Consider the following 21,982-nt stretch of genomic DNA (forward strand, 5'->3'; position numbering starts at 1 on the left):
GCCGGCTCTCGCCTCCAGCCCTCCGTCGGGCGCAACCGTGCAGACAACGGTTCAGCCGCCCTCCGGTGCGACCCTCTCCGCGGCCACCGTGGACCGGGGCAGGCGCGGCGTAGGCCAGGCCGGCTCCCCCGCCCAGGCCGCCCTCCGCTCCGCGTGCGCGAAGACACCGGCACGGTCGGTGAGCATCGCCAGCACCTGGGCGCGGGCGTCGTCGACGACGGCCTGGTGCTCGGTGTCGGAGACCATGCCGAGGCGACGCACGTGCGTGTACTCGTCTTCGTCCTTTCACTCCCAGTCGGTGAGGTCGGGGTGGATGAGCAGGTCCACGGTGAGATCGAAGGTGTCGAACCCGGCCTCAGTACGGCGGGTGGGGTGCTCGAAGTAGACGTACCAGTTCGGCAGCCGCCGCCCGGCGCCGTCGGGGACGAAGAAGGCGTTGATGCTGAACCAGGCCGCCGGGGCTTCCACAGCAGCAGGTCGGTCTCCTGCCACACCCCGTCCGCGAGCTCCCACCGGCCGACCGCCATCGCCTCGAACGCCTCCGTACGCACCGAGCGGTCCCCGTCGTCGCGGGCCTTCGCGTACAGGGCGGGCCAGCGGGCTTCCGCCCCGGGCGCACAGGCGGTCACCAGCGCCTCGTCGATGTCCGCGAGAGCCCGCAGCGCCTGCTCGCTCCACACCCGGCCCGAGCGGTGCACGTCGCGCCGTACGACCGTCTCGCCCGTCTCGAAACTTCGCAGCACGTCCTCCTCCACCGGCCACGGTCGGGATGTCCGGCCAGGCTTGCCCACCTCAGCGCGCACCGGCCGGAGGGGGCAAGCCGACCAGGGACAGGTGATGACCTTCTTCTCCGTGGAAAGCGAGGTCAAAAAAGGCGGTTCGTTGCTGTAGTCGCCCGGATCGGCGCCGGGCGTCACAGTCGTCATTCGGACCCTTGTGGGCTTGCGCTCGAAGAGGGAAACGAGGACTGCTCCCCGCTTCGTGCTACGGTCGCGGCTGACACCTAAACGGGGGATGGTCCCCACTTCTTTCCGGGAGCCGCCGATGCGCACGCAGCGCCATACCGTCCGACTCGCCGACCTCACCGACGACTTCACCGCCGACCCCTACTCCGCTTTCAACTCGCTGCGCTCCCGCGGCTCCGTCCACCACGTGCGTTTCCCCACCGGGGACGAGTCATGGCTGGTGGTCGGGCACGAGGAAGTGCGTGTCGCGTTCGCCGACCCCAGGCTGCGCAATGACGTACGGCACTCTGCCGACTTCGAGGACGACGGGCTGTACTCCGTGGGCCGCAACATGCTCCAGGTCGACCCGCCCGATCACACCCGGCTGCGGACGCTCGTGGCCCGCGAGTTCACCGCCCGCCGCGTCCAGGCGCTGCGGCCCCGCGTTGAAGAGGCGGCCGGTGCGCTTCTGGACGCCGTGGCCGCCGACGGCCGTGCCGACCTTGTGACCGCATACGCCTATCCGTTGCCGCTCACCATCATCTGCGAGCTGCTCGGCGTGCCGGACGTGGACCGGGATGCCTTCCGGGCGTGGTCCACGAAGGTCGTCGCCCTCGACGATGCGGAGCAGTCCGCCCGCGCCAGCCAGGAGATGGCCGCGTACCTCGCGGGGCTGGCGGAGGAGAAACGGCGGCTTCGGGACGCCGCGGACAGCGATCTGCTGCACGCCCTGGTCCGCACCCACGACGGGGACGGCGGCGACCGGCTCACCCCGGAGGAACTGCTCGGAATGGCCTTCCTGCTGCTCGTCGCAGGGCACGAGACCACCGTCAACCTCATCGCCAACGCCGTCCACCTGCTGCTCGGCCATCCCGGGCAGCTCGCCGCCCTCCGTACCGACCCCGAGTTGCTGAAGGGCGCCGTGGAGGAGACGCTCCGCTTCGAGTCGCCCGCACCAGCGGGCACCTACCGCTACACCGCTGAACCGATCACTCTCGACGGCGCCCGGATACCGGCGGGCGCACGTGTCGTGCTCTCCATCGCCGCCGCGAACCGCGACCCCGCACGCTTCCCCGCCCCCGACCGGTTCGACATCCACCGTGATCCGACCGAGACCCGTGCTCACCTCGCCTTCGGGTATGGCCTGCACCACTGCCTGGGCGCCCCGCTGGCACGGCTGGAGGCGACCCTGGCCCTGCGTATCCTGCTGGACCGTTTCCCCCGCCTGGCCTTCGACGGAGACGGCACACCACGGTGGCGCCCCAGTCTCATGCGGAGCCTGCGAGAGCTGCCGGTGCGCTGGTAGACACGGCCCCCGCCGCCGAGGACGAACGCCGATCTGTACACCGAGCCTCCCTTTCGGCGCCGGTGGACCTCATGCCCACAGCGACAACTCAGGGGGAGGACTCCTGCTTGCTCGATCGTCGGTAGCATCCGTACCGGGGAGCGCTCTCCGGTACGGGGGCGAGACGATCGGGAAGGAGGCACGATGGGCGGCCATGCGCCGACAGGGCGCCGCGACGCGCTGCGCAACCGGAAGCTGCTGGCACAGACGGCCCGTGAGGTCTTCGCCGAACAGGGATTGGACGCCCCGCTCGACGTCATCGCTCGGCGCGCAGGTATCGGCAACGCGACCCTCTATCGCCACTTTCCGACCCGCGCCGCGCTCGTGGACGAGGTCTTCCGGGATGCTCTCACGGAGACCGTGGCCGCCGGCGCCCAAGCACGCACTGCCGAGGACGCGTGGGCAGGGCTGACGCGATACCTGCACACCGTGTTCGCGACGCTTGCCGCAGACCGCGGCACCAACGACCTCATGACCACAAGTCTGGAAGGCGTGACCTCTCTGGACGCCATCCACACCCATAACCGCGAGACCATCGCGGACCTGCTCTGCCGCGGTCAGGCGCAGGGCACCGTCCGTCCGAACCTCACCACCGAGGACGTCCTCTTCGCCCTGGCGGCGCTGGGCCGGGTCGTGCCCGCACTGAGCACCGTCGCCCCCGACGCATGGACCCGCCCGCTTGCCTTGCTGCTTGACGGTTTCCGCGCCAATCCGGCCGCGTCCACCCTGCCCGTGCCGCCCCTGACCTCCGCCCAGCTCGGCAATGTGCTCCTCGAGCTCGGCCCGCACCGGCGGCGTTGAAGGAGCCGCGCGGGAGATCGTCCCCCTCACCTCCCCGGAAGCGGCTCGCCCCCAGCAGCCGTCGCAAGGCGGCCACGATCGTGCGCCGTGCGAGTTCGATCTTGAAGGCGTTCTGCGGTCCGCCCTCCGCGGCGGCGAGTTCGGCTTCCGCCGCTTGCCTGAACGCTTCCTCGGTCGCCGGCCGGCCGAGCAGTATCCGTTCGGCTTCGGTGGCGCGCCACGGTTTCGTGCCGACCCCGCCCAGCGCGAGCCGCACCTCGCTGACCACGCCGTCCTCGACAGCGAGCGCGGCGGCGACGGAGACGAGGGCGAAGGCGTAGGATGCGCGGTCGCGGACCTTGCTGTAGCGCGAGTGCGCCGCGACCGGCACCGGTGGCAGCTCGACGGCTGTGATCAGTTCGTCTGCGGCGAGCACCGTCTCGGTGTGGGGCTTTCGCCGGGCAGCCGGTGGAAGTCGGCGACCGGGATGCGCCGCACTCCGCGTACGCTCTCCACCTCGACGACGGCGTCGAGCATCACCAGCGCCACCGCCATGTCCGAGGGATGCGTGGCGATGCAGTGCTCGCTCGCCCCCAGCACCACGCTGCCGCGGGAGAACCCGCCGATCGCGTCACAACCGCTGCCGGGTGCGCGCTTGTTGCACCTTGCGGTCTCGTCGTAGAAGTACCTGCAGCGGGTGCGCTGCAGGAGATTGCCTCCCACGGTCGCCATGTTCCGCAGCCCTCCACGATCTTCCCGTTCCGCACCCGGAAGAGATCCAGGAAGGCCTGACCGCGCTCACCGGGGACGTTCACGGCGTGGCTGTGGACCGCGACGAGGTCGCCCTCGGCGATCACCCGCTTTGGTGAGAATGTCAGCTCCGGGAACGCCGCGAAGTACGCACCGAGCCCTGCCTTCGCGCCGTCCGCCCCGTCAGGGGAGTTCGGGTTGTGCTGGATGAGATCGGGCGCGTAGTAGCGGTCGATCGCCGACAGGTCCTTCCGCCCGATGTTTTCGCCGTAGGCCGTGGTGACCAGCTTCTTGCTGGACGCGGTGAACCAGGCAGGACCCGGCTGCCGCGTGCGCGGCGATCTTCCCGGCCTGGAAGCGCAAGATGGCGACCACCGCCGCGCCCCGCGTGCCCGGCGTCGTCACTTCGTTCGAGTGGACCAGCACCAGGTCGCCCTCGGAGACCACCCGTTTGACGTCGTACTCGGCGTCCGGGAACTGCTGGTGAAAGCCGACGCCCAGATTCTTCAGCGCCTCGGCGCCGTCCGGTGCGAGCGGGTCGTGCTGGAGGTAGTCGGGGCGTACGTAGCGGTCGACGACGTCGGTGTCCCCCGCTCGAACACGCCCTTGAGGACGCGGACAGCGACGGCCTTCTGGTAGCCGAGGCGAGCGAAGGAGTCGTAGCCGGCGTGGTCGGCGGAGGCGGCCGGCGCTGCCGCGACGGCGGGCGTGCCGGCGGCACCCAGCAGGGCGGCTGAGGCGAGGACTGCGACAAGCGCGCTGCGGGCACGCGTGGTGGGTCTCATGAGGTGGCGCTCCTCAGGGAGGACGGAACGGAAGGCCGGGGACACGGGGACCCTTGAGAGGGCTGTCCGGTTGGTGCTGCGGCCGGTTCAGGCTGTCTTGACCGCGGCGGCGACGACGTCGGTGAGCGGCGTGCTCGGGCGTCCGATGAGTCGTTCCAGGTCGGTGCTGGTGCTGAAGAAGTCGCCGCGGCTGATGCCGAGGTCGGAGTCGACCAGGAGGGCGGCGAACGGCGCGGGCCGTCCGGCGCTGAGCAGCATTTCGGTGTACGCGTAGGCGGGCAGGTTCTGATAGGTCACCGGCTTGCCGCTCTGGGCGGCGACCTCAGCGGCGAGTTCGGTCATGGTGAAGGGAGTGCCGCCCAGTTCGTACACGGCGCCGTCATGACCGTCGCCGGTGAGGACGACGGCCGCGGCGGCGGCGAGGTCGGCACGTGCGGCACCGGAGATCCGGCCGTCGCCCGCGGAGCCGGCGATCGTGCCGAACTGGAACGCGGTGGCGAGGTTCTCGGTGCTGTTCTCGATGTACCAGCCGTTGCGCAGGAAGACGTACGGCAGACCGGACTCACGAATCAGCGCCTCCGTGGTCCTGTGCTCCTCGGCGAGCTTCGTGCTGCTGCTGTCGGCGTTGACGGCGCTGATGTACGCGATCAGCTCGACACCGGCGTCCACCGCGGCCTGCACGACGTTGTTGTGCTGCGCCTGCCGCCGGCCGACCTCGCTGGAGGAAATCAGCAGAAGTTTGTCGGTGCCGGCGAACGCCGCGGCGAGTGTCTCGGGCCGGATGTAGTCGGCCTCGAACACCCGAACGCCGCGGTCGGCGAAACCGGTTGCCTTGTCCGGGCTGCGCACGGCGGCCACGATCTGGCCGGCGGGCACGCCGCGCTGCAGCAGGTCCTCGACGACGAGGCGGCCCAGGTGCCCGGTGGCGGCGGTACCTGTGATCGTTTTCGGTTCTCTCGATGTCGGTTGGCGAAGCCGTGCCCGCTCCTGGAACGCGTGGTCCCCAGCGACAGCCTTTGTGTCGCCCGCCACCCGCTGGACAGTCGGCTCCGACCGTTGGCTGTCAATCGCGGCTGAACTCCGCAGCGGCGAAACCCGGTTGCAGCAAGTTCCTCGGCGCCGGCGGTAACCGCCGACAGGCCGATGTCAGCGAGTGCCACACGAGATCCCGCCTCGTAGAAGCCAGGTCTTCCCCCGCCCGATACCCCCTGCCATCTGCGCTGGCCGGTGTGCCGCCTTTGCCCGAGGGGCCCGGTGTCGCATGCGGGGGGCCGGCGCGGTCAGTCTGTGGTGAAGCTGGACAGCATCGCAGCGGGGTAGCGGCTGCCTGCCGATCCGTGGGGAAGGATCTCGGTGATGCCGGCCAGATCGGCGGCGGAGAGCTGGACGTCGACGGCGCCGGCGTTCTCCTCGAGGCGCTTGGTGCTGCGGGTGCCGGGAATGGGCGCGACGTCCTCACCCCGGGCGAGCAGCCAAGCCAGCGCGAGCTGGGCGGTGGTGATGCCCTTGGTGTCGGCCAGATTCTTGAGCTGTTCGATGGCGTGCACGTTGTACGTGTGGTTCTCGCCCTGCCAACGCTCGTCCCAGCTGCGCATGTCGTCCGCGGGGTACTCGCTCGCGGGCTTGATCTGGCCAGCGAGGAAACCGCGGCCGAGCGGGGAGTAGGGCACCAGGCCGATGCCGAGTTCCCGCAGAACGGGAAGGATCTTCTCCTCGACCTCCCGCTCGAAGAGCGAGTACTCGTACTGGAGCACGGAGACCGGGGTGACGGCGTGGGCCCGGCGGATGTACTGGGGACCGACGTTGCTCAGGCCGAAGTACTTCACCTTGCCCTCGGCGATCAGTTCGCCGACCACGCCGGCGACCTCCTCAACCGGAACATCGGGGTCGGAGATGTGCTGGTAGAAGAGGTCGATGTGGTCGCTCTGCAGGTAGCGCAGGCTGTTCTCGGCGACCTTGCGGATGTTTTCCGGGCGGCTGTTGCAGCCGGGGCTGTGCAGCGGGGCGGTCATGTCGAAGCCGAACTTCGTGGCGAGGATCACCTCGTCGCGGAAGTCCTCGACCGCCTTGCCCAGGAGGATCTCGTTGCTGCCGGTGCCGGCGCCGTACAGCTCGGCGGTGTCGAAGAAGTCGATCCCGAGTTCGTGGGCGCGGCGGATGGTCGCGATGCCCTCGTCGTCGTTCGAGGCACCGTAGGCCATGGACATGCCCATGATCCCCAGTCCGAGCGCCGAGACGCGCAGACCCTGAGAGCCCAGATTGCGGTGCTGCATGAGTTCACTCCTCAGTGTTTCGCCGGCTTCACCCCCAGAGGCCAAACCGAACTGTTCCGTTTGACTCTACGCGCCGATCGCCCACATGCCAAACCAAATAGTTCGGTGCTCTATCCTGGGGCCATGTCCCAGTCCCGCGACTCCAGCCAGACAGCAGCACCCGCCCCGGCCAGCGACACCACGCGCGAGCGCATCCTCACCGCCGCCATGGAAGAATTCGCCCGCCACGGCATCGCCGGCGCCCGCGTGGACCGCATCGCCAAACTCGCCAGGACCAGCAAAGAACGCGTCTACACCTATTTCCGCAGCAAAGACGCGCTCTATGCCGCCGTCTCCGCACAGGAGCACGCCGTCATCGCCGACGCCACCCAGCTGGATCCCTCCGACCTCCCTGGCTACGCGGGCCGCCTGTTCGACTACTTCGTCGCCCGTCCGGACCACCACCGCCTGATCACCTGGGGCCGCCTCGAACTGCCGGGCACCACAACCGCTGCCGACGAGCACGCCCAGGTATTGATCGCCCGCAAGATCGACCTGCTCCGCCAGGCGCAACAGGCCGGACACGTCGACCCCGTCTGGGACCCGGCCGACGTCCTCGCCCTGGTCAACCAGATCGCCACGACCTGGGCGGCACAGCCCGAACTCAGCGAGGCCGCCGCCGCACACGCCGTGGACCCCACCACCGCCGCCCGCCGCGCCGCGGTGGTGACCGCTGTCGAGCAGCTCTTCCCTCGAGCGCGCTGAGAACCCGGACCGGCGGCCGCCCTACTCGAACTTCCCGTAACGGCGCCGGCCGTCCTTGCCCCTCACCTTTGTCTACGAGCCCGCAGAGCGGCCCACTGGCGTAGACGCTCGGCGATCTGGGCTTCGTAGCCGTTGCGGGTGGGTTCGTAGTACGTCTCGCGGCTCATGTTCTCGGGAAAGTAGTCGGCGCCGGAGAAGCCGTCAGCGGTGTCGGGGTCGTACTGATAGTCCTTGCCGTAGCCGAGGTCCTTCATCAGCCGGGTCGGGGCGTTGAGGATGTGGGCGGGCGGCATGAGCGAGCCGGTGCGTCGCGCGGAACGGTGGGCGGCGTTGAAGCCGCGGTGGACGGCGATGGACTTGGGGGCGGTGGAGAGGTAGACGACTGCTTGGGCGATCGCCAACTCGCCCTCGGGGGAGCCGAGTCGCTCGTACACGTCCCAGGCGGCGAGCGTCTGCTGGACGGCGTGCGGGTCGGCCATACCGATGTCCTCGTTCGCGAAGCGGGTCAACCGGCGGGCGATGAACAGCGGATCCTCACCGCCGTCGAGCATGCGGGCGAGCCAGTACAGGGCCGCGTCCGGGTCGGAGCCGCGCATCGACTTGTGGAGGGCGGAGATCAGGTTGTAGTGGCCTTCCTGCGCCTTGTCGTACAGAGGTGCGCGCTGCTGGATGTGGTGGGCGAGCGCGGTGGTGTCCAGGGGGGTCTCGGGAGTCGGGAGGGTCTGGAGCTGTTCGGCCATGTTGAGCAGGTAGCGGCCGTCACCGTCGGCCATGGCGATCAGGGCGTTGCGGGCGTCGTCGTCCAGGGGCAGTGGGTGGCCGATGAGGGTTTCGGCGCGGTCGAGCAGGGTGGACAGGGCTCTCTCGTCGAGGCGTTTGAGGATGAGGACCTGGGTGCGGGAGAGCAGGGCGCCGTTGAGTTCGAAGCTCGGGTTCTCGGTGGTGGCGCCGATCAGGGTGATCGTGCCGTCCTCGACGTAGGGCAGGAAGCTGTCCTGTTGGGCCCGGTTGAAGCGGTGGATCTCGTCGACGAACAGCAGCGTGCCCTGCCCGACGGTGCGTCGGCTGCGGGCGGCGGCGAATACCTTGCGCAGTTCGGCCACGCCGGAGAAGGTGGCCGACACCGGTTCGAAGGCGAGCCCGGCGGCGTCGGCGAGGAGCCGGGCGATGGTCGTCTTGCCGACGCCGGGCGGGCCCCACAGGATTGCGGAGCTGAGGCGGCGCTGTGCGAGCAAGCGGCCCAACGGGGCGTCCGAGGCCAGGAGATGGTCCTGTCCGACGACGTCCGCAAGGCGGTTGGGGCGTAGGCGGTCGGCCAGTGGGCGGGGTGGCTCGTCGTCGAACAGTGGCAGGGTCGGTTCGGTCGGTTCCATCGGTCTTCCGGGTCGTGGGGCGAGGTCACAGGGCTGCGGTGCCGGGCGTCGGCTGCAGACGCCCGGGAGCGTCGTCCGCTCGGTCTACGGCGGGCCGCACGGCGTCGAAGCCGGTCACGGCCGCGCCAGCCGCGTCCAGGACGATGGCTCCGTTGCCGATCGTGTCGTACACCACCTGGGCTGTAGCGGCCTCGACGCCGGAGTAGCGGGAGATGCCTGCGGTCAGTTGCTGGTCCGGCAGTCCGCGCACACCGCTCGGGGTGAAGGCACGCTCCTGGGCGCTCGCCAGGCCGAGCCGAGACCCTGACGATCTCGTCGGCGGCCTGGAGGCGCCGCGTAAGTGCGCGGACCTCGGGCGAGCAGACCTTCCCGGGCTCGTCGAAGTCGGGTTCGCCCTCAGGTGTCATACGGGGGTCGAAGCCTCCGTACGCAGGTCGCGGGCATCGACCGTGCCGCCGTCGGCCTCCAGGCGTTCACCCGCCCGGGCCGCGACCTGCGCGGTGAAGGACGAGCTGCATGGATGGGCGATGACGAGCTGGTGTGCACGGTGATTCCTGTCGGCTGAAGGCGCGGCTGGTTCGCACCGGCGGGGAGGCGCTCGGGGATTCAGGCGCCGGCCCGCTGCGATCCTGTGGGCCTGGGCGGGCGCTTGTCGTGGGACAGACGGTCGACGACCAGGTCGTAGGAGTGCCCGACCGCTTCGTCGACCAGGCGCTCGGTGATGCCTCGTCCGGGACCGACCGAGATCCAGTGCTTCTTGTCCAGGTAGCGGCCCGGGGTGATCGAGGCGTAGCCGCGCTCCAGTGCCCGCGCGTGCTCGGGCTCGCACTTGACCGTGATGATCTGTTCGTCCGGGTCGTCGGTGACGATCAGGAACACCTTGCCCGCGACCTTGTACACGTCGAGTCCCGGGGTGAAGGGGTAGCCGTGGCTGACGTCGGCCAGGGCCAGGGCCGCCTGGCGGGCGGTGTCCTGGAGCCGGTCACCGGCCGCGCTCACCGGGCCGCTCGCGGGCTGGTGCCGTAGGTGTGCGGGTCGACAGGCCGCTCGGCCTTGGGCAGGTGGGCGACGACGAGCCGGTAGGAGTCGGTGACGAGCTCCCTGATGAGCTCCTCGTCGACGCCTTCTCCGCTCTCCAGTGTGATCCAGTGCTTCTTGTTCATGTGGTAGCCGGGGGTGATGTGGCTGTACTGCTCCCGCAGGGCGTGGGCCTCGCCGGGGTCCACCTTGAGGATCACGACGGGACGCCCCGGGACTTCGGTCATCAGCATGAACACCTTGCCGCGCACCTTGTAGACCTCCCAGTCGGGGCCGAAAGGATGCTCCAGCTGAGCTCCGGGGAGTTCCTCGGCGCAGTCGGCGGCGGACTTGTGCAGGGCCGATCCGTTCATGGGGCGTTGCCTTCCTCAGGTGGTGACGGGCTGTGGCATCGAGGAATCTGGAGGGCGCACCGCGCGGGCGCGGTGGCTCGTCCCATCCTTCCGCCACAGCCGCCCAGAAGGACGGTAGGCTGCGGACACGTGATGGTCGGTAAGGGACACCCTGACTCGAGTGGAAGCGCGGCCGGTCCGGCTGTGGTTCCACTGTTCGGTTTCCAGCCCCCGGTCGGTACTCCCTACGGCCTTGAGGTGAGTACCGTCGAGAACTTCTTCGCCCAGCACGACGACTGGCCGTGGAACCCGCCCCGTCCGGGCCGTGCCACCTTCCACTACCTCATCGCGGTCACCGAGGGTGAGCTGCGGCACGACGTCGACCACGTCACGCGGAGTGTCGCCCCCGGCCAGTGGCTGTGGGTGCGCCCCGGGCACGCGCAGTGCTGGCATCCGCCCGGCACTGCCCGCGGCCCGTTCATCCTGTTCGAACCGGACGTGCTGCGGCCCGACCTCGCCCGTCTCCTGACTCCGCTCACCGCGCACGAGGCCCCTGCCGTACTCAGCCCGCACCCCGACGACACCGCCTGGCTCCAGCAGACGGCACTCCAGCTCCTGGATGAACACCGCGCACTGGGACGTCGCCCCCTCGACACCCACCACGCCCTGCGGCGCAGCCTGCTCGAATCGCTGCTGCTGCGCCTGGCCAACTCCCCGGGCGTCGCCCCCCTCGGCACAGCCACACCCGGCACCGGCCGTGCCGACCGGTACGGGCGTTTCCTGGACGCCCTGGAGCTGCACTTTCGCGAGTTGCACCAAGCCGCGGACTACGCCCAGTTGCTCGGCTGCTCGGTCCGCACCCTCAGCCGTGCCGCCCGGGACGCCACCGGCAAGGGAGTACGTGAACTCATCGACGAGCGGCGCCTCCTGGAAGCCCGGCGCCTGCTGGGAGCTGCCCGGTGGGACGCCCGGAGCGTGGCCGTCCACCTCGGCTTCACCGACCCCGCGAACTTCGGCCGCTTCTTCCGCGACCGCACCGGCCTCACCCCGGCCGCCTTCGCCGACCGCGCAGCGAGGATGTGACAGAAACCCGGCGAGGCCCCTTGCCCGTCGGGAGGCGTTGACTCCCTCAGCGGTATGCGTGCGCTCCCATGCAATCCCCCAACCCCCGCCGGAGGCCGGCCCGCGTGTTACGACCCCATCGGGGCCAGTCCTCTGCCCTCACCGGTCCGCGTCGTGTCGGGCAAGACCGTCGAGGATGACGTTCATCAGAGACCGTGCCCTCCGATCCCACTCATCCCGGTCCAGTCGGCCGAGGTATGCCATGAGTAGCAGGACCCCGTGGGCGTCCACGTCTGCGCGGATGGAACCTGCCCCTTTCCCGGCATCCAGCAGGTGAGCGAGGGCACCCTCGATGGGGTTGTGGCTGTGGGCCACAACGTCCTGCCAGGCCGCCGCCTCAAGCGCTGCCAGGACGCCGCGCTTGATCTCCGCGTAGTCGATCACTCGGTCGAGCCAGTGACGCAAGGCTTCTAGAGGCTGGTGTTCCGCCAGAAGATCGGAGGCGGCAGCCACGAGTTCGTCGACATCGCGCCGGTAGACCTCGGCGAGGAGCGCTTCGCGGTTGGGAAAGTGCCGGTAGAGCGTTCCTTGTCCTACACCGGCGCGCTTGGCGATCTCGCTGAGGCGGACGTGGTCAGACTCGGCAAGGGCTGCGCGGGCGGCCTGCAGTATGCGGGTCCGGTTCTGCGTCGCATCCCGACGGCGTGCTGGCGCGCTCATAGGCCTCTCCTCATGTTCCGCCCACCACATGGACACGCATCCGGGCGGGCCGGCCGTGCACAGGAAGGCGGAAACGAGGAGGAGGTGAACTCCTGACTTCACTGCGGCCGCTGCCGCGGCTTTGTCGCCCTGCCCGTCGACAGCGTCCGTCTTACCGCGGGCGGCTCCGCTCGCGCCCGCGGTGAGGACCACTGCGCCGGCACCTTCCATTCGGGCTGCCCGGCACGGCCGGCCCCGGGCCGTGCCGACAGGTATGTCGCTTCCTGGACACCCCGGAGCTGCTCCTCCGCGAGCTGCACCAAGCCGCGGACTACGCCGAGTTGCTCGGCTGCTGGGTCCGCACCCTCAGCCGTGCCGCCCGGAACGCCACCGGCAAGGGAGTGACACGAACTCATCGACGGGTGACGCCAACTGGAAGCCCGGCGCCTGCTGGGAGGTGCCCGGTGGGATGCCCGGACCCTTCCGGTCAGGAAGCGATCTTCTCCGTCGCGGTCTGGGAGAACGCCCAGTTGGAGTGCGCGATGCGCCACTGGCCGTCGATGAGGCGGTAACCGTGGGTGGCGTTCCAGGCGCGCAGCTGCTTCTCCTTGCCGTTCTCGTCGAGCACGAAGGTCTTCAGGTTGTACGCCAGGACAGCGAAGTCACCGCTGTCGCTGACGTGGACCTGCCAATTAAGGTACTCGCTGCGCACGATGTTCGGGTTGGAGTAGATGGAGTCGATCCATGCGATGACCTTGTCCCGGCCGACCACGATGTTCTCGAGGATCGGGTCGAAATAGCTGACCTCCTCGGCGAACCCGTCGAGGTAGCCGCGGTTGTCACCGGCGCTCCACCGCTCGTTGAAGGACTTCTCCAGCCCGATGATGGTCTTGCTGACTTCTTCCTTGTTCACGCTCACGGCGCTTCCTTCACGTGTCTTGTCGTCGGCCTGCCGACCGGGAGATGTGTTGCTCAGTGGTCAAGGCTGTCGACGCCGTCGAGTACGACGACGTGCTTGCCGGGCGTGGACCCGGCTTCGACGTCGGCCTGGGCCTCTCGTACCTGCTCGAGCCCTTGGTAGACCTTCGCGACAGGCGCCATGAGCCGCCCGTGAGCGATGGCCTCAAGCTGCCGCTGGAAGACCGGCGCCGGCAGATCGCCGGCCGCGCCACCGTAGCTGGTCAGCCGCACCCCGAACGGAATCATGAACGGGGTGAAGTCGGGGATGCTCCACGCCCCTGCCAGCGCGCCGGTGAAGCAGACGGTGCCGTGTTTCCGTACGCACGTCAGGGTGTCGGGCAGAACAGAGCAGCCGACCAGTTCGAGGGCGGCGTCCACGCCGCCCGGCGCGAGGGCCCGTACCTGCGCGGCGATACTGCCGTCGTCCATGACCGGATGGTCGACCCCGACGGCACGCAGGTCGCCGGTCCTGACTGCGTGGCGCGTGGTGGCGATGACGGTGGCGCCGAGCTTCTTGGCCAGCGTGGCCGCGCTCAGCCCGACCGTGGAGGTGCCGCCGCGGATCAGCAGCGTCTGCCCGGCCTTGAGGTCCAGGCCGGTGGTCAGCGATCCGTAAGCGGTCTGGAACATCTCCGGCAGCGCACCGACGACCTCCCACGGCAGGCCGGACTCGAACGGGATGACCTGCGCCGCGGGGACGGTCACGTACTGGGCGTACGCGCCGTCGTACGAGCGGCCCATGCCGCCCATCATCGTGGCCACCTGCTGTCCCGGCCGCAGCTCGCTGACCTCGTCGGCCTCGTCGACCACACCGACGCCCTCGATGCCGGGCACACGCGGGTAGGTGACCTCCGCGTCCGACTCGCCCTTGCGGGTGGTGACCTCGGACTCGTTGACACCGAACGCCTTCACCCTGATGCGCACCCAGCCCGGTTTACGTACGGGCACCGGCACATCCTGGATCGCCAGTGCTTCGAGGCCACCGGGCCGGGCGACGACGACGGCCCGCATCGTCGCCGGTGCGCCTCCGCCTGCTGTTGTCGGTTGGCTCATGTCGGGGTTCCTTACTCTGTTCGCCCCCGGGTGCACTGCTCGGGGTCTCCCGGTGACCGTCAGGGGCGGGCGATGTTCTCGAACTGGTCGAGGACCGCCTGGTAGTGGGCGCTGGGCTCGTAGGGAGGGTTGCCGACGCTTTCCGAGGTGGGCCGGTCCGTGACGGCAGGCCACAGGCGCCTCTGCTCGCCGGTGACGAAGTCGAGGACGATGTCGCGGATACGCGTGTCACGGGCGGCCTGTCCGGGGGTGCGGCCCGGCTGTTCCCGGCCGACCAGGGCGTACATCTCGGTGCCGTGCACGGCGGGCGCGCCCTCGGCGGGCCCGATCGCCAGGAGATGGGCGTTGCCGCCCGCGGCGGCGTGGGCCAGAGCACCGCGGGCTGCGGGGAGCGTGAAGATGTAGTCCGTCAGGAGGGCGGCGCGGACTTCGGCAGGGGTGCGGCCGCCCTGGTCGTAGATGTGGACGATCTTCTTGGCGCGGGAGCGGGGAATGCGCCACCTTGCGACTTCGTCGGTGACGCGGTCGACTGTGTGCGGGTCGAACCGGTCGAGGTCGTTCGCCACCCACCAGCCCATCTCGTCACTGGCCGTGCTCAGGAGTACGTCGATGTCCCGGTGCGAGCCCGAGGCCAGGACGTCCAGGGGGTGGGCGTGCAGCACCCCGCCGGGCTGTTCGGCGTCCAGGACCACGCCGAGGCTCTGGTTGTCCCTCCCGCCACGGACTCCGAGATCCGTCGGACAGACCTTGCGCAGGGCGGCCACCAGGGACGCCGCGTCGAGATCGATCAGCTTGTCGGGGTTGCCCGCGACACCGAGTTCGGTGACGAACCGCTGCGCGAGCTCCTCGGCCCACCAGGCCGGGACGAGACGCGAGGGCGCGCCGGAGAACCCGGCCAGGCGCCGGTACAGGCCGTCCGCGGAAGAGGCACCGAGCAGCCCGAGAGACAGGTAAGCGCCAGCGCTGTGGCCGAAGACGGTGACCTGGTCCGGGTCGCCGCCGAAGGAGGCGATGTTCTGCCTGACCCAGGTGAGCGCGGCGATGACGTCCTGCAGGCAGAGGTTGCCGGCCTCGGCGAGCCGCCCGCCGTACTGGGAGAGCGAGAGCGCGCCCAGTGCGCCGAGCCGGTAGTTGACCGACACGCTCACCACACGTCCCGTCGCGGCGAGACCGGCGGCGTTCGAGGTGGTCTGCGTGTTCGCGCCGAACTCGAATCCACCGCCATGGATGTACACGGCCACCGGAAGCGCCTTCCCGGCCGGCTGCTCGGGAGCCCACACGTTCAGGTTCAGGCAGTCCTCGCCCGTCCCGCTGTCCGCTTCGAGCCAGTCGCCGCTGTCGGGCTGGACAGAGACGACGCCCTTACGGTCATAGGGGCGGTCCGGATCGAAGTCCGCGACCACCGGGCGGCGGTACCGCTCGGCGGTGGCGTACCGGATCCCCCACCAGGAGCGCACTCCCGGTGCAGTCGGAGCCTTGGGCGCGGACGCGGACAGGGACGCGGTCGCGGTCATGGCGTCAGATTCCTTCCGGTGTGGTTCGGATTTTGCGCACGGCGTGTCGGCGGCGATCGCCCGCTGTGACACTCACCAAGCATTCCCTGGACTCCGGTGCGTCGCCGGGCGGACAGCAGTCACCCGATGGTCATCAGGTGACACTTCGGCTGCGAGACCTCGGTGCAGGCCATGCACAACCGCTCCGTGGCCGACGGCCGGATCGTCGGCGAACGGCGCCAGCGCGAGCTCCTCAGGGTGATGCAGCAGATCGGTGCCGTACCGGATCGTGTACCTCGTAGCGCCGGGTGAACCTTCTGTCGTGCGGGATTGCCGCTGCCGGGAGATACGGCGCGGTGGCAGAGGACGAATGCCCGCACCGGAGTGCAGGCGCCGGCGCGGCTCACCGCAAGAGGTCGATCTCTTCTCCTTGATCCGGCGCGCGCGGTCAGCACCCGCTGCGGTGAGAGCTGTACGCCTTGTCACCGCGACCGGGCCGTGTGTGGAAGTCCTCGCCCTGCGGGCGAATACTGCAACCGTCGAATACCGAGACTCCCAGTGGATCCGCGAAACGAGCGAGGCCATCGTGGGCGCGACCACCGGCTCTCCGATCGCTCCCCGCACGCTGTTGCTCGGCAGGTAAGACGACCAACGGCCACAGACCTCTCCCCCGCCGACGTCCCCCGCCCGGTGTCATCGCCGCGCTGACGGCGGCCGGGCGCGGCGGCCCCGCCGACGCGCAACCGGCTGAGCGCGCCCCGATCCCCGGCTGCGTCCGCGCCGCCCATCCCGCCCTCCCTCATCCTCAACTCCAGCCAGGGCATGGTCGGAGGGGGGCGCAACGGGGATGTCAGCGGCCCGACATGTGGGAGAGCCGGGGCTTGCCGTGGTGGAGATCGCGGCGTGCGACGACCAGACGCCTTCGCCGTCCAGGAACTGCTCGCCGGACGGTGAGCGACTTCATCGGCCGACCGCACGACACGAAACCCGGGGCAGCCCGGCGTCCGTTTGCGCTGCTACCTGGACCCGTACCGCCAGTGCCTGCGGCCACTCTGCCCTGGAACTCGACGAACCGACAGTCGCCCAGCGGCCCGGCGGTGAGGTGACCGCCAGGAGAAACTGGGTCCAGTGCCCGAAAGTACGGTGAAGAAACCGGGGAAATCGACCGTGTGTTCTTGCGTTCGCCGGGCACGAGGAGCGACGGAGGTTGATAACTATGGTTCCCCTGCTTCTCGTTCTTCTGTTGGCTCTGATCCTCTTCGGCGCAGGTTTCGCGCTGAAGGCCCTGTGGTGGATCGCCGTCATCGTGCTGGTCGTCTGGCTGCTGGGCTTCGTCATGCGCTCCGCGGACACAGGCGGCCGCAGGGGTCGCTGGTATCGCTGGTAATCCGCCAAACAGCAGCATGCCTGTGGGCTCCGGATACGTCCGGGGCCCACAGGCATGTCCCGGATCAGGACCTCTCTCTGCAGCCCCTCCCGCTGCCATACGCAATCCTCGCCCAGCACGGCCCACGTGTTCGGGTCGCTCTCGTACGGCGCCCCCGGCGCCACCCCCGATCCGACCGTCTCCGGATCGACGATCACCTTCCGGACGAACGCCCACGCATCGGCCGCGGTGTGCGGCTGCTCCGCCGGGTCCGCCTGCTCCGTCGGCGAGGCCGCGGGTAAGGCGCCGGTGACCGCGTCCGTGTCGGTGGCCCCCCTCTCCGCGTCACCCTCGCTCCGGGCGGCATCCGGGCTCGACTCACGCGACGTCTCCCCGCCCGGACCATTGCCGCCGTCCGTACAGCCGGCCAGCAGCGTCGCGCACGTCATCACGACCCCGCAGACCAGCCGGGCTTCGCATACGTCACGATCTCTCCCCTCGTCGCATGCTCACCTTCCGGTTCCAAGCTCCGAGTGACCGCCGCCGCACACGCCCGTGTCAACGGCCGCTGTTCCATGCCTGTACCGATGCAGCGCCGGTACCGGCCGATTCCCTCAACACCCTTCCTTCTCAAGGTAGTTCAGAGTGCTCATGATGTGCGCGATATGGCTCCGTGAACTGCCGGCAACCAGCAACGCCGACGCCTGGCGCGCGGTCCGGACCACATCGGGGCGGGCCCCGGGTCACCCTCATGCCGTAGCGATGCAAGCGCTTTCGGCGGCGATGACGGTGGTCGTGGACAGGGAACCATGAGCCGCGTTGGGGCGTTCTCACAGCATGGGTGATGCATCCCGCCACGACCCCGGGTCGCCCGCCTTCCCGGCCGCCCGCGCGCGCCTTGTGGCCGCCCGCGCGCGCCTTGTGGCCGCCCGCGCCGAGACCCTCGCCCGGGCGGCCGCGCTGAGCCGCGACTTCGACGGGATCGTCGCGGCGAATGCCCTGATCGCAGTCGACGACGAGCACGACCCCGAAGGAGGCACCACCGCTTTCGAGCGGGCCCACGTAGCCGCCCTCATCGCGCAAGCACGCGAGCACCTGGAGGAACTGGACCGGGCGTTGGAACGACTCGACCGCGGACAGTACGGACGGTGCGAAGGCTGCGGCATGACGATCACGCCCGAGCGCCTGGAGATCCGTCCGGCGGCGACCATGTGTGTCCGCTGCGCCGGATCCGACACGCGGCCGCCGCCACGCACCGGCCGCACGCTACGGCGTCCGCCGCACAACACGTGAGCAACGGACCGAGTGCCGGATCCGGACTCGGTCTTGAACCTTTCCGTGCAGGAGATGCCGGCCGGGCAGGTGAGCCGGCCACCGGGGAGCCCACCGGCCGCATTCTGCTCGGCGTCCCAACAGACGTTGATCGGCTGTGATCGGGCGGCGATCTCCCGCTGTCGTGGCCACGGCCACGTAGGGCAGGAAAGGCGAGTCACGGCCGCCGTCGGGTACCTGCCGCAGAGCAACAGCCGCCGGCATTCCTTCGGGGTGCTCCGCACGCCCCACCAGGGCGGCGCGCACCGCCTCCCACACCCGTATCCCCGCGATTTGATCAGCCCCGTCACCTACCCTGTACACATCGTCGCCGAAGTCGACGTTCTCGCCGGTGCCGCCATTGACGTCATAACCGCGCGACCACCACTCCAGTCGAAGTTCGCTGTCGCCGTGGGTCCGGACCAGGTTTGCTGCGTGTACTCGGCTGATATGCCGTCGGGTTACGAGAGTTCGGGACCTCGGGTGCGGCGACGGTAGTGGCAGCGTCTGGTGATGGCCGCCTGGTCGCGCCTGCGCCAGTGGGATCAGTTCATCGCGTGGCCGGTGCGCGCGCTGTACCCGCCGGACCGGGTGGTCGCCAGCAGACGCCGCAGCCAGCCCGGATCGTGGGTGTACGCGTTGCCGGGAGCGTCGTGTTCGCGAAGGCGGCGCAGGACCGCCTCCCGCTCCCGCTCGGCGCAGAAGGCGATGTAGGCCAGGCCAGACGCGCCGAGCAGCATGTGCGAACGGAAGCCGATGGGTGCGACGGGGACGAGTTCGTCGAAGTACAGCTTGGGGTGTGTTGGTGGCGATCGTTTCCCCGTAGTCCAGCCGTGGCACGGTCAGCACCGACGGACACATCACACGCTCGCACAGCTCTTCCAGGACCGGGGACGCCAGCTCGCCGAGCCACTCGGCGTCGTTGTACGGGGCTTGCAGCCGCAGGCGTGGGTCTCCGCGGCGGCGTTGGTGCCGGGCGTTGTGGCGTACGAGCCCCTGGAGGGCGCCCCGCCCTTCACGGGACCGTACGAGCACGACTACCAGGATCAGCACCTGCCGGAGCCGTGCCGCCCCTCACCACAGCTCCGCCCCTGATCGTCGCGGCTACTCAACTGCGGGCTGCGACGCGTCGTGCCTGGTCCGCCGGCTCGCATGTCAGCCGCCTCCCGGCGGTTGGACCTACACCAGAGGGTCAAGAGACGTGTCCGCTCCGCACGTGACGCAGGCCGTGGCACCCTGGCACCCTGGCACCCGCCGGTACCTGCCCGAGTGCCTCTGACCGGGATGTACGGCGCGGTGATCTCCCACTCGGTATCCGAGGTGTCCGACGGGTGGCGGCGCGGACCATTCACCGCGACCCACCCACAAGACATTGATGATCAACATCACCCTCTACAACGGACGCCGGTTACTTCACCGGCTCTAACGGTCGTCTCAGGTTCGCTCGTTAGGAAGTAGGCATCAGATCAGCGATGTAACCCGTATGTAGGAGGCTATTGATGGCAGTCAACGCAGCGCCGTCCGGGGAAGCGCCGGCCGGTCGGTTGGCAGGCCGATGGGTGCCGTGGTTAGTGATCGGCTTGTGGTTGGTGCTGGCGGCGTTCATGGTGCCGCTGAGCGGAAAGTTGAGTTCGGTCACCACCGACAGCGCCGCGGACACCCTGCCGGCCAGCGCCGAGTCCACCAAGGTCGCGGTACTGGAGGACAGTCTCCCCGGCGGTGACGACAACACGTTCGCCTTCGTGTACCACCGCGCCGGCGGCATGACCGCCGCCGACCGCGCGACGGTCGAGCGCCACTACGACACCCTTGCCAAGCGGTACCCGCCGAAGGCGACGGCGGCGGCCGGCGAGGACGACGAGGGCTCACCGACGAGCCCCTCCACCGACCGCGAGGCGATGATGTTCACCCTCGAGGTGAGCACGACCTACGGCGCACCGGAGGACATCGTCGGCCCGTTGCGTGACGCCGCGAAGGACCGCCCCTCCGGCCTGGAACTCGACGTGACCGGCCCGGGCGCGATCGACGGCGACATGGATGCCGTCTTCGACGGCATCGACGTGCAGGTTCTCCTCACCACCATCGTCGTCGTCACGCTCCTGCTCATCCTCACCTACCGCAGCCCGGTGTTGTGGATCATCCCGCTGGTGGCCGTCGGCGCGGCCGCGCTGACCTCGATGGGCACCGTCTACCTGCTGGTCAAGGGCTTCGGCATCGTGGTCAACGACCAGAACTCGGCGCTGCTGACGATCCTGGTGTTCGGCGTCGGCACGGACTACGCGCTGTTGCTCATCGCTCGATATCGGGAGGCACTGCACCACCATGAGAACGTCCGGGTCGCGATGGTCCACGCGCTGCGCGGCGCGGCGCCGGCCATCGTCGCGTCCTCGGCCACCGTGGTCGCCGGCCTGCTCTGCCTGCTCGTCGCCGACCTGAACAGCACCAGCGGGTTGGGCCCGATCGGTGCGGCCGGCATCCTGTGCGCGCTGGTGGCCATGCTGACGCTGTTCCCGGCGGTGCTCGTGGTGCTCGGCAGGCGGATCTTCTGGCCGGCCATCCCGCGGTTCAGCACGGCCGTGGAGCAGAAGCCGGGGCTGTGGGGACGGCTCGGCACCGCCATCAGCCGCCGCCGGTGGGTGGCGACGCTCGGCTCGCTCGGAGTCCTCGGCGTGCTCGCCCTCGGGCTGGCGGGCAACACCGGCGCCCTGCGGGAGCAGGACCAGTTCGTGTCCGCGCCGGAGTCGGTCACCGGCTTCACCGTTCTCCGCCAGCACTTCCCTGAGCTCGGCGGCCAGCCGATGACGATCTTCACGCGGCCGGCGCACCAGGAGCGGGTGCTCGACATCGTCAAGGACACTCGCGGTGTGGCCCTGGCCATCCCGGAGCAGACCAGCGGTGGCTGGGCCAACATCTCCGTGTTCCCGAAGGACGCGCCGGACACCGTCGCCGAGTACGACACGATCAAGCGGGTGCGCACCGCCGTGCACGCGGTGAGCGGGGCGGAGGCGATGGTCGGCGGGCCGAGTGCGGAGAACCTCGACACCGAGGTGACCACCAAGCGCGACGAGAAGCTGGTGATCCCGCTGGTGCTCGCCGTCGTCCTGATCGTCCTCGGGCTGCTGCTGCGCGCGATCCTGGCCCCGCTGGTCCTGATGGCCACCGTGATCGTCTCATTCGCCGCAGCCTTCGGCGGCAGCGTGTTCGTCTTCGACACGATCCTCGGGTTCAAGGGCGTCGACTCTTCGGTGCCGCTGCTGGCATTCCTGTTCCTGGTGGCGCTCGGCGTCGACTACAACATCTTCCTGGCCAGCCGGGCCCGGGAGGAGACCGTGCGCCTCGGCACCAGAGAGGGCATGCTCAAAGCCCTCTCCGCCACCGGTGGCGTCATCACCTCGGCAGGTCTGGTCCTGGCGGCCACGTTCGCGGTCCTCGCCACGCTTCCGCTGGTGATGCTGATCGAGGTCGGATTCCTGGTCGCCTTCGGCGTGCTGCTCGACGCCCTGCTGGTGCGGTCGGTCCTGGTGCCCGCCCTCACCCTGCTGATCGGTCGGCGGATCTGGTGGCCGAGCCGGCTGTCCCGTCCAGCGGCGGAGCTGCCGGACGGTCAACAGCCGCTCGCCGACTACGAGGAGCCCGCGCTGCAACGGTGAGCGCGGCGACACCGACGAGATCCG

21 protein-coding genes and 5 pseudogenes are annotated in these 21,982 nt (G+C 69.6%); 9 read left to right on the forward strand and 17 right to left on the reverse strand.

What is annotated here, in order from left to right:
* Positions 1–51 precede the first annotated feature (51 nt).
* Positions 52–261 (reverse strand): hypothetical protein, encoded by a 210-nt coding sequence (locus H4687_RS45960; RefSeq protein WP_225966542.1) that lies wholly within the window; start codon positions 259–261, stop codon positions 52–54.
* 24 nt (positions 262–285) lie between these two features.
* Positions 286–468, reverse strand: coding sequence for a DUF402 domain-containing protein (locus tag H4687_RS47880; protein ID WP_233443817.1), 183 nt, complete (start codon positions 466–468; stop codon positions 286–288).
* Between the two features lie 576 nt (positions 469–1,044).
* Between H4687_RS47880 and H4687_RS00560 the strand changes: the two genes are divergently transcribed.
* Together H4687_RS00560 and H4687_RS00565 are read left to right on the forward strand one after the other, a co-directional pair.
* Positions 1,045–2,250, forward strand: coding sequence for a cytochrome P450 family protein (locus H4687_RS00560; RefSeq protein WP_046919371.1), 1,206 nt, complete (start codon positions 1,045–1,047; stop codon positions 2,248–2,250).
* 183 nt (positions 2,251–2,433) lie between these two features.
* On the forward strand, positions 2,434–3,090 hold the full coding sequence (locus tag H4687_RS00565; RefSeq protein ID WP_046919372.1) for a TetR/AcrR family transcriptional regulator: 657 nt from the start codon (positions 2,434–2,436) through the stop codon (positions 3,088–3,090).
* Between the two features lie 52 nt (positions 3,091–3,142).
* Here the strand turns inward: H4687_RS00565 and H4687_RS45970 are convergent.
* The 6 genes and pseudogenes from H4687_RS45970 to H4687_RS00585 all read right to left on the reverse strand — a co-directional run.
* Positions 3,143–3,816 (reverse strand): annotated as a pseudogene (locus H4687_RS45970) (FAD binding domain-containing protein); the annotation flags it as partial.
* Between the two features lie 56 nt (positions 3,817–3,872).
* A pseudogene (locus tag H4687_RS47885) lies at positions 3,873–4,106 on the reverse strand (nuclear transport factor 2 family protein); the annotation flags it as partial.
* Positions 4,003–4,359: pseudogene (locus H4687_RS47890) on the reverse strand (nuclear transport factor 2 family protein); the annotation flags it as partial. The pseudogenes H4687_RS47885 and H4687_RS47890, both read right to left, overlap by 104 nt.
* A complete protein-coding gene (locus H4687_RS47895) occupies positions 4,326–4,604 on the reverse strand; it encodes a hypothetical protein (protein ID WP_306459072.1) in 279 nt (92 codons plus the stop codon). The gene H4687_RS47895 and the pseudogene H4687_RS47890, both read right to left, overlap by 34 nt.
* Before the next feature lie 87 nt (positions 4,605–4,691).
* A complete protein-coding gene (locus H4687_RS00580) occupies positions 4,692–5,636 on the reverse strand; it encodes an SDR family oxidoreductase (RefSeq protein ID WP_404819261.1) in 945 nt (314 codons plus the stop codon).
* Between the two features lie 248 nt (positions 5,637–5,884).
* A complete protein-coding gene (locus H4687_RS00585) occupies positions 5,885–6,877 on the reverse strand; it encodes an aldo/keto reductase (protein WP_046919374.1) in 993 nt (330 codons plus the stop codon).
* Between the two features lie 123 nt (positions 6,878–7,000).
* On the opposite strand from H4687_RS00585, the gene H4687_RS00590 reads away from it, so the two are divergent.
* Positions 7,001–7,621, forward strand: coding sequence for a TetR family transcriptional regulator (locus tag H4687_RS00590; RefSeq protein ID WP_046919375.1), 621 nt, complete (start codon positions 7,001–7,003; stop codon positions 7,619–7,621).
* Between the two features lie 62 nt (positions 7,622–7,683).
* Here the strand turns inward: H4687_RS00590 and H4687_RS00595 are convergent, their stop codons facing one another.
* The 4 genes from H4687_RS00595 to H4687_RS00610 all read right to left on the reverse strand — a co-directional run bounded on the left by H4687_RS00595 (position 7,684) and on the right by H4687_RS00610 (position 10,385).
* Entirely contained in the window at positions 7,684–8,994 is a 1,311-nt protein-coding gene (locus H4687_RS00595; protein WP_046919376.1) for a replication-associated recombination protein A, read from the reverse strand.
* Positions 8,995–9,019: 25 nt separating this feature from the next.
* Positions 9,020–9,244 (reverse strand): hypothetical protein, encoded by a 225-nt coding sequence (locus H4687_RS00600; RefSeq protein WP_046919377.1) that lies wholly within the window; start codon positions 9,242–9,244, stop codon positions 9,020–9,022.
* Positions 9,245–9,600: 356 nt separating this feature from the next.
* Positions 9,601–9,993, reverse strand: coding sequence for an MmcQ/YjbR family DNA-binding protein (locus H4687_RS00605; RefSeq protein WP_046919378.1), 393 nt, complete (start codon positions 9,991–9,993; stop codon positions 9,601–9,603).
* A complete protein-coding gene (locus H4687_RS00610) occupies positions 9,990–10,385 on the reverse strand; it encodes an MmcQ/YjbR family DNA-binding protein (protein ID WP_046919379.1) in 396 nt (131 codons plus the stop codon). Before H4687_RS00610 ends, H4687_RS00605 begins: the two co-directional genes overlap by 4 nt.
* A gap of 237 nt (positions 10,386–10,622) precedes the next feature.
* Between H4687_RS00610 and H4687_RS00615 the strand changes: the two genes are divergently transcribed.
* Entirely contained in the window at positions 10,623–11,447 is an 825-nt protein-coding gene (locus tag H4687_RS00615) for a helix-turn-helix domain-containing protein (RefSeq protein ID WP_107082398.1), read from the forward strand.
* 138 nt (positions 11,448–11,585) lie between these two features.
* Here the strand turns inward: H4687_RS00615 and H4687_RS00620 are convergent, their stop codons facing one another.
* The 4 genes from H4687_RS00620 to H4687_RS00635 form a co-directional block, all read right to left on the reverse strand.
* Positions 11,586–12,338, reverse strand: coding sequence for a TetR/AcrR family transcriptional regulator (locus H4687_RS00620; protein ID WP_233443819.1), 753 nt, complete (start codon positions 12,336–12,338; stop codon positions 11,586–11,588).
* A 274-nt stretch (positions 12,339–12,612) separates the two neighbouring features.
* Positions 12,613–13,044: a YybH family protein gene (locus tag H4687_RS00625; RefSeq protein ID WP_046919381.1), complete on the reverse strand. Its 432-nt coding sequence runs from the start codon at positions 13,042–13,044 to the stop codon at positions 12,613–12,615.
* Between the two features lie 53 nt (positions 13,045–13,097).
* Positions 13,098–14,138 carry an alcohol dehydrogenase catalytic domain-containing protein gene (locus H4687_RS00630; RefSeq protein ID WP_046919382.1) on the reverse strand — a complete coding sequence of 347 codons (1,041 nt, stop codon included), beginning with the start codon at positions 14,136–14,138 and terminating at the stop codon, positions 13,098–13,100.
* 59 nt (positions 14,139–14,197) lie between these two features.
* The gene (locus H4687_RS00635; RefSeq protein ID WP_046919385.1) at positions 14,198–15,634 is read right to left on the reverse strand and encodes a carboxylesterase family protein; all 1,437 of its coding nucleotides are present in this window, start codon (positions 15,632–15,634) and stop codon (positions 14,198–14,200) included.
* 844 nt (positions 15,635–16,478) lie between these two features.
* Between H4687_RS00635 and H4687_RS47285 the strand changes: the two are divergent.
* The 4 genes and pseudogenes from H4687_RS47285 to H4687_RS00645 form a co-directional block, all read left to right on the forward strand.
* A pseudogene (locus H4687_RS47285) lies at positions 16,479–16,523 on the forward strand (hypothetical protein); the annotation flags it as partial.
* A 95-nt stretch (positions 16,524–16,618) separates the two neighbouring features.
* Positions 16,619–16,732, forward strand: a pseudogene (locus tag H4687_RS47290) (hypothetical protein); the annotation flags it as partial.
* 115 nt (positions 16,733–16,847) lie between these two features.
* Positions 16,848–17,018: a DUF5670 family protein gene (locus tag H4687_RS00640; protein WP_045563097.1), complete on the forward strand. Its 171-nt coding sequence runs from the start codon at positions 16,848–16,850 to the stop codon at positions 17,016–17,018.
* Positions 17,019–17,834: 816 nt separating this feature from the next.
* Positions 17,835–18,290, forward strand: a complete 456-nt coding sequence (locus tag H4687_RS00645) for a TraR/DksA family transcriptional regulator (protein ID WP_046914071.1) — start codon at positions 17,835–17,837, stop codon at positions 18,288–18,290.
* Positions 18,291–18,853: 563 nt separating this feature from the next.
* On the opposite strand, the gene H4687_RS00650 is transcribed toward H4687_RS00645, so the two are convergent.
* The gene (locus tag H4687_RS00650; RefSeq protein WP_046914070.1) at positions 18,854–19,048 is read right to left on the reverse strand and encodes a hypothetical protein; all 195 of its coding nucleotides are present in this window, start codon (positions 19,046–19,048) and stop codon (positions 18,854–18,856) included.
* 759 nt (positions 19,049–19,807) lie between these two features.
* On the opposite strand from H4687_RS00650, the gene H4687_RS00655 reads away from it, so the two are divergent.
* Positions 19,808–21,958 carry an MMPL family transporter gene (locus H4687_RS00655; RefSeq protein WP_046914068.1) on the forward strand — a complete coding sequence of 717 codons (2,151 nt, stop codon included), beginning with the start codon at positions 19,808–19,810 and terminating at the stop codon, positions 21,956–21,958.
* Positions 21,959–21,982 lie beyond the last annotated feature (24 nt).

The sequence above is a fragment of the Streptomyces stelliscabiei genome (assembly GCF_014873495.1).
Taxonomy (GTDB): domain Bacteria; phylum Actinomycetota; class Actinomycetes; order Streptomycetales; family Streptomycetaceae; genus Streptomyces; species Streptomyces bottropensis.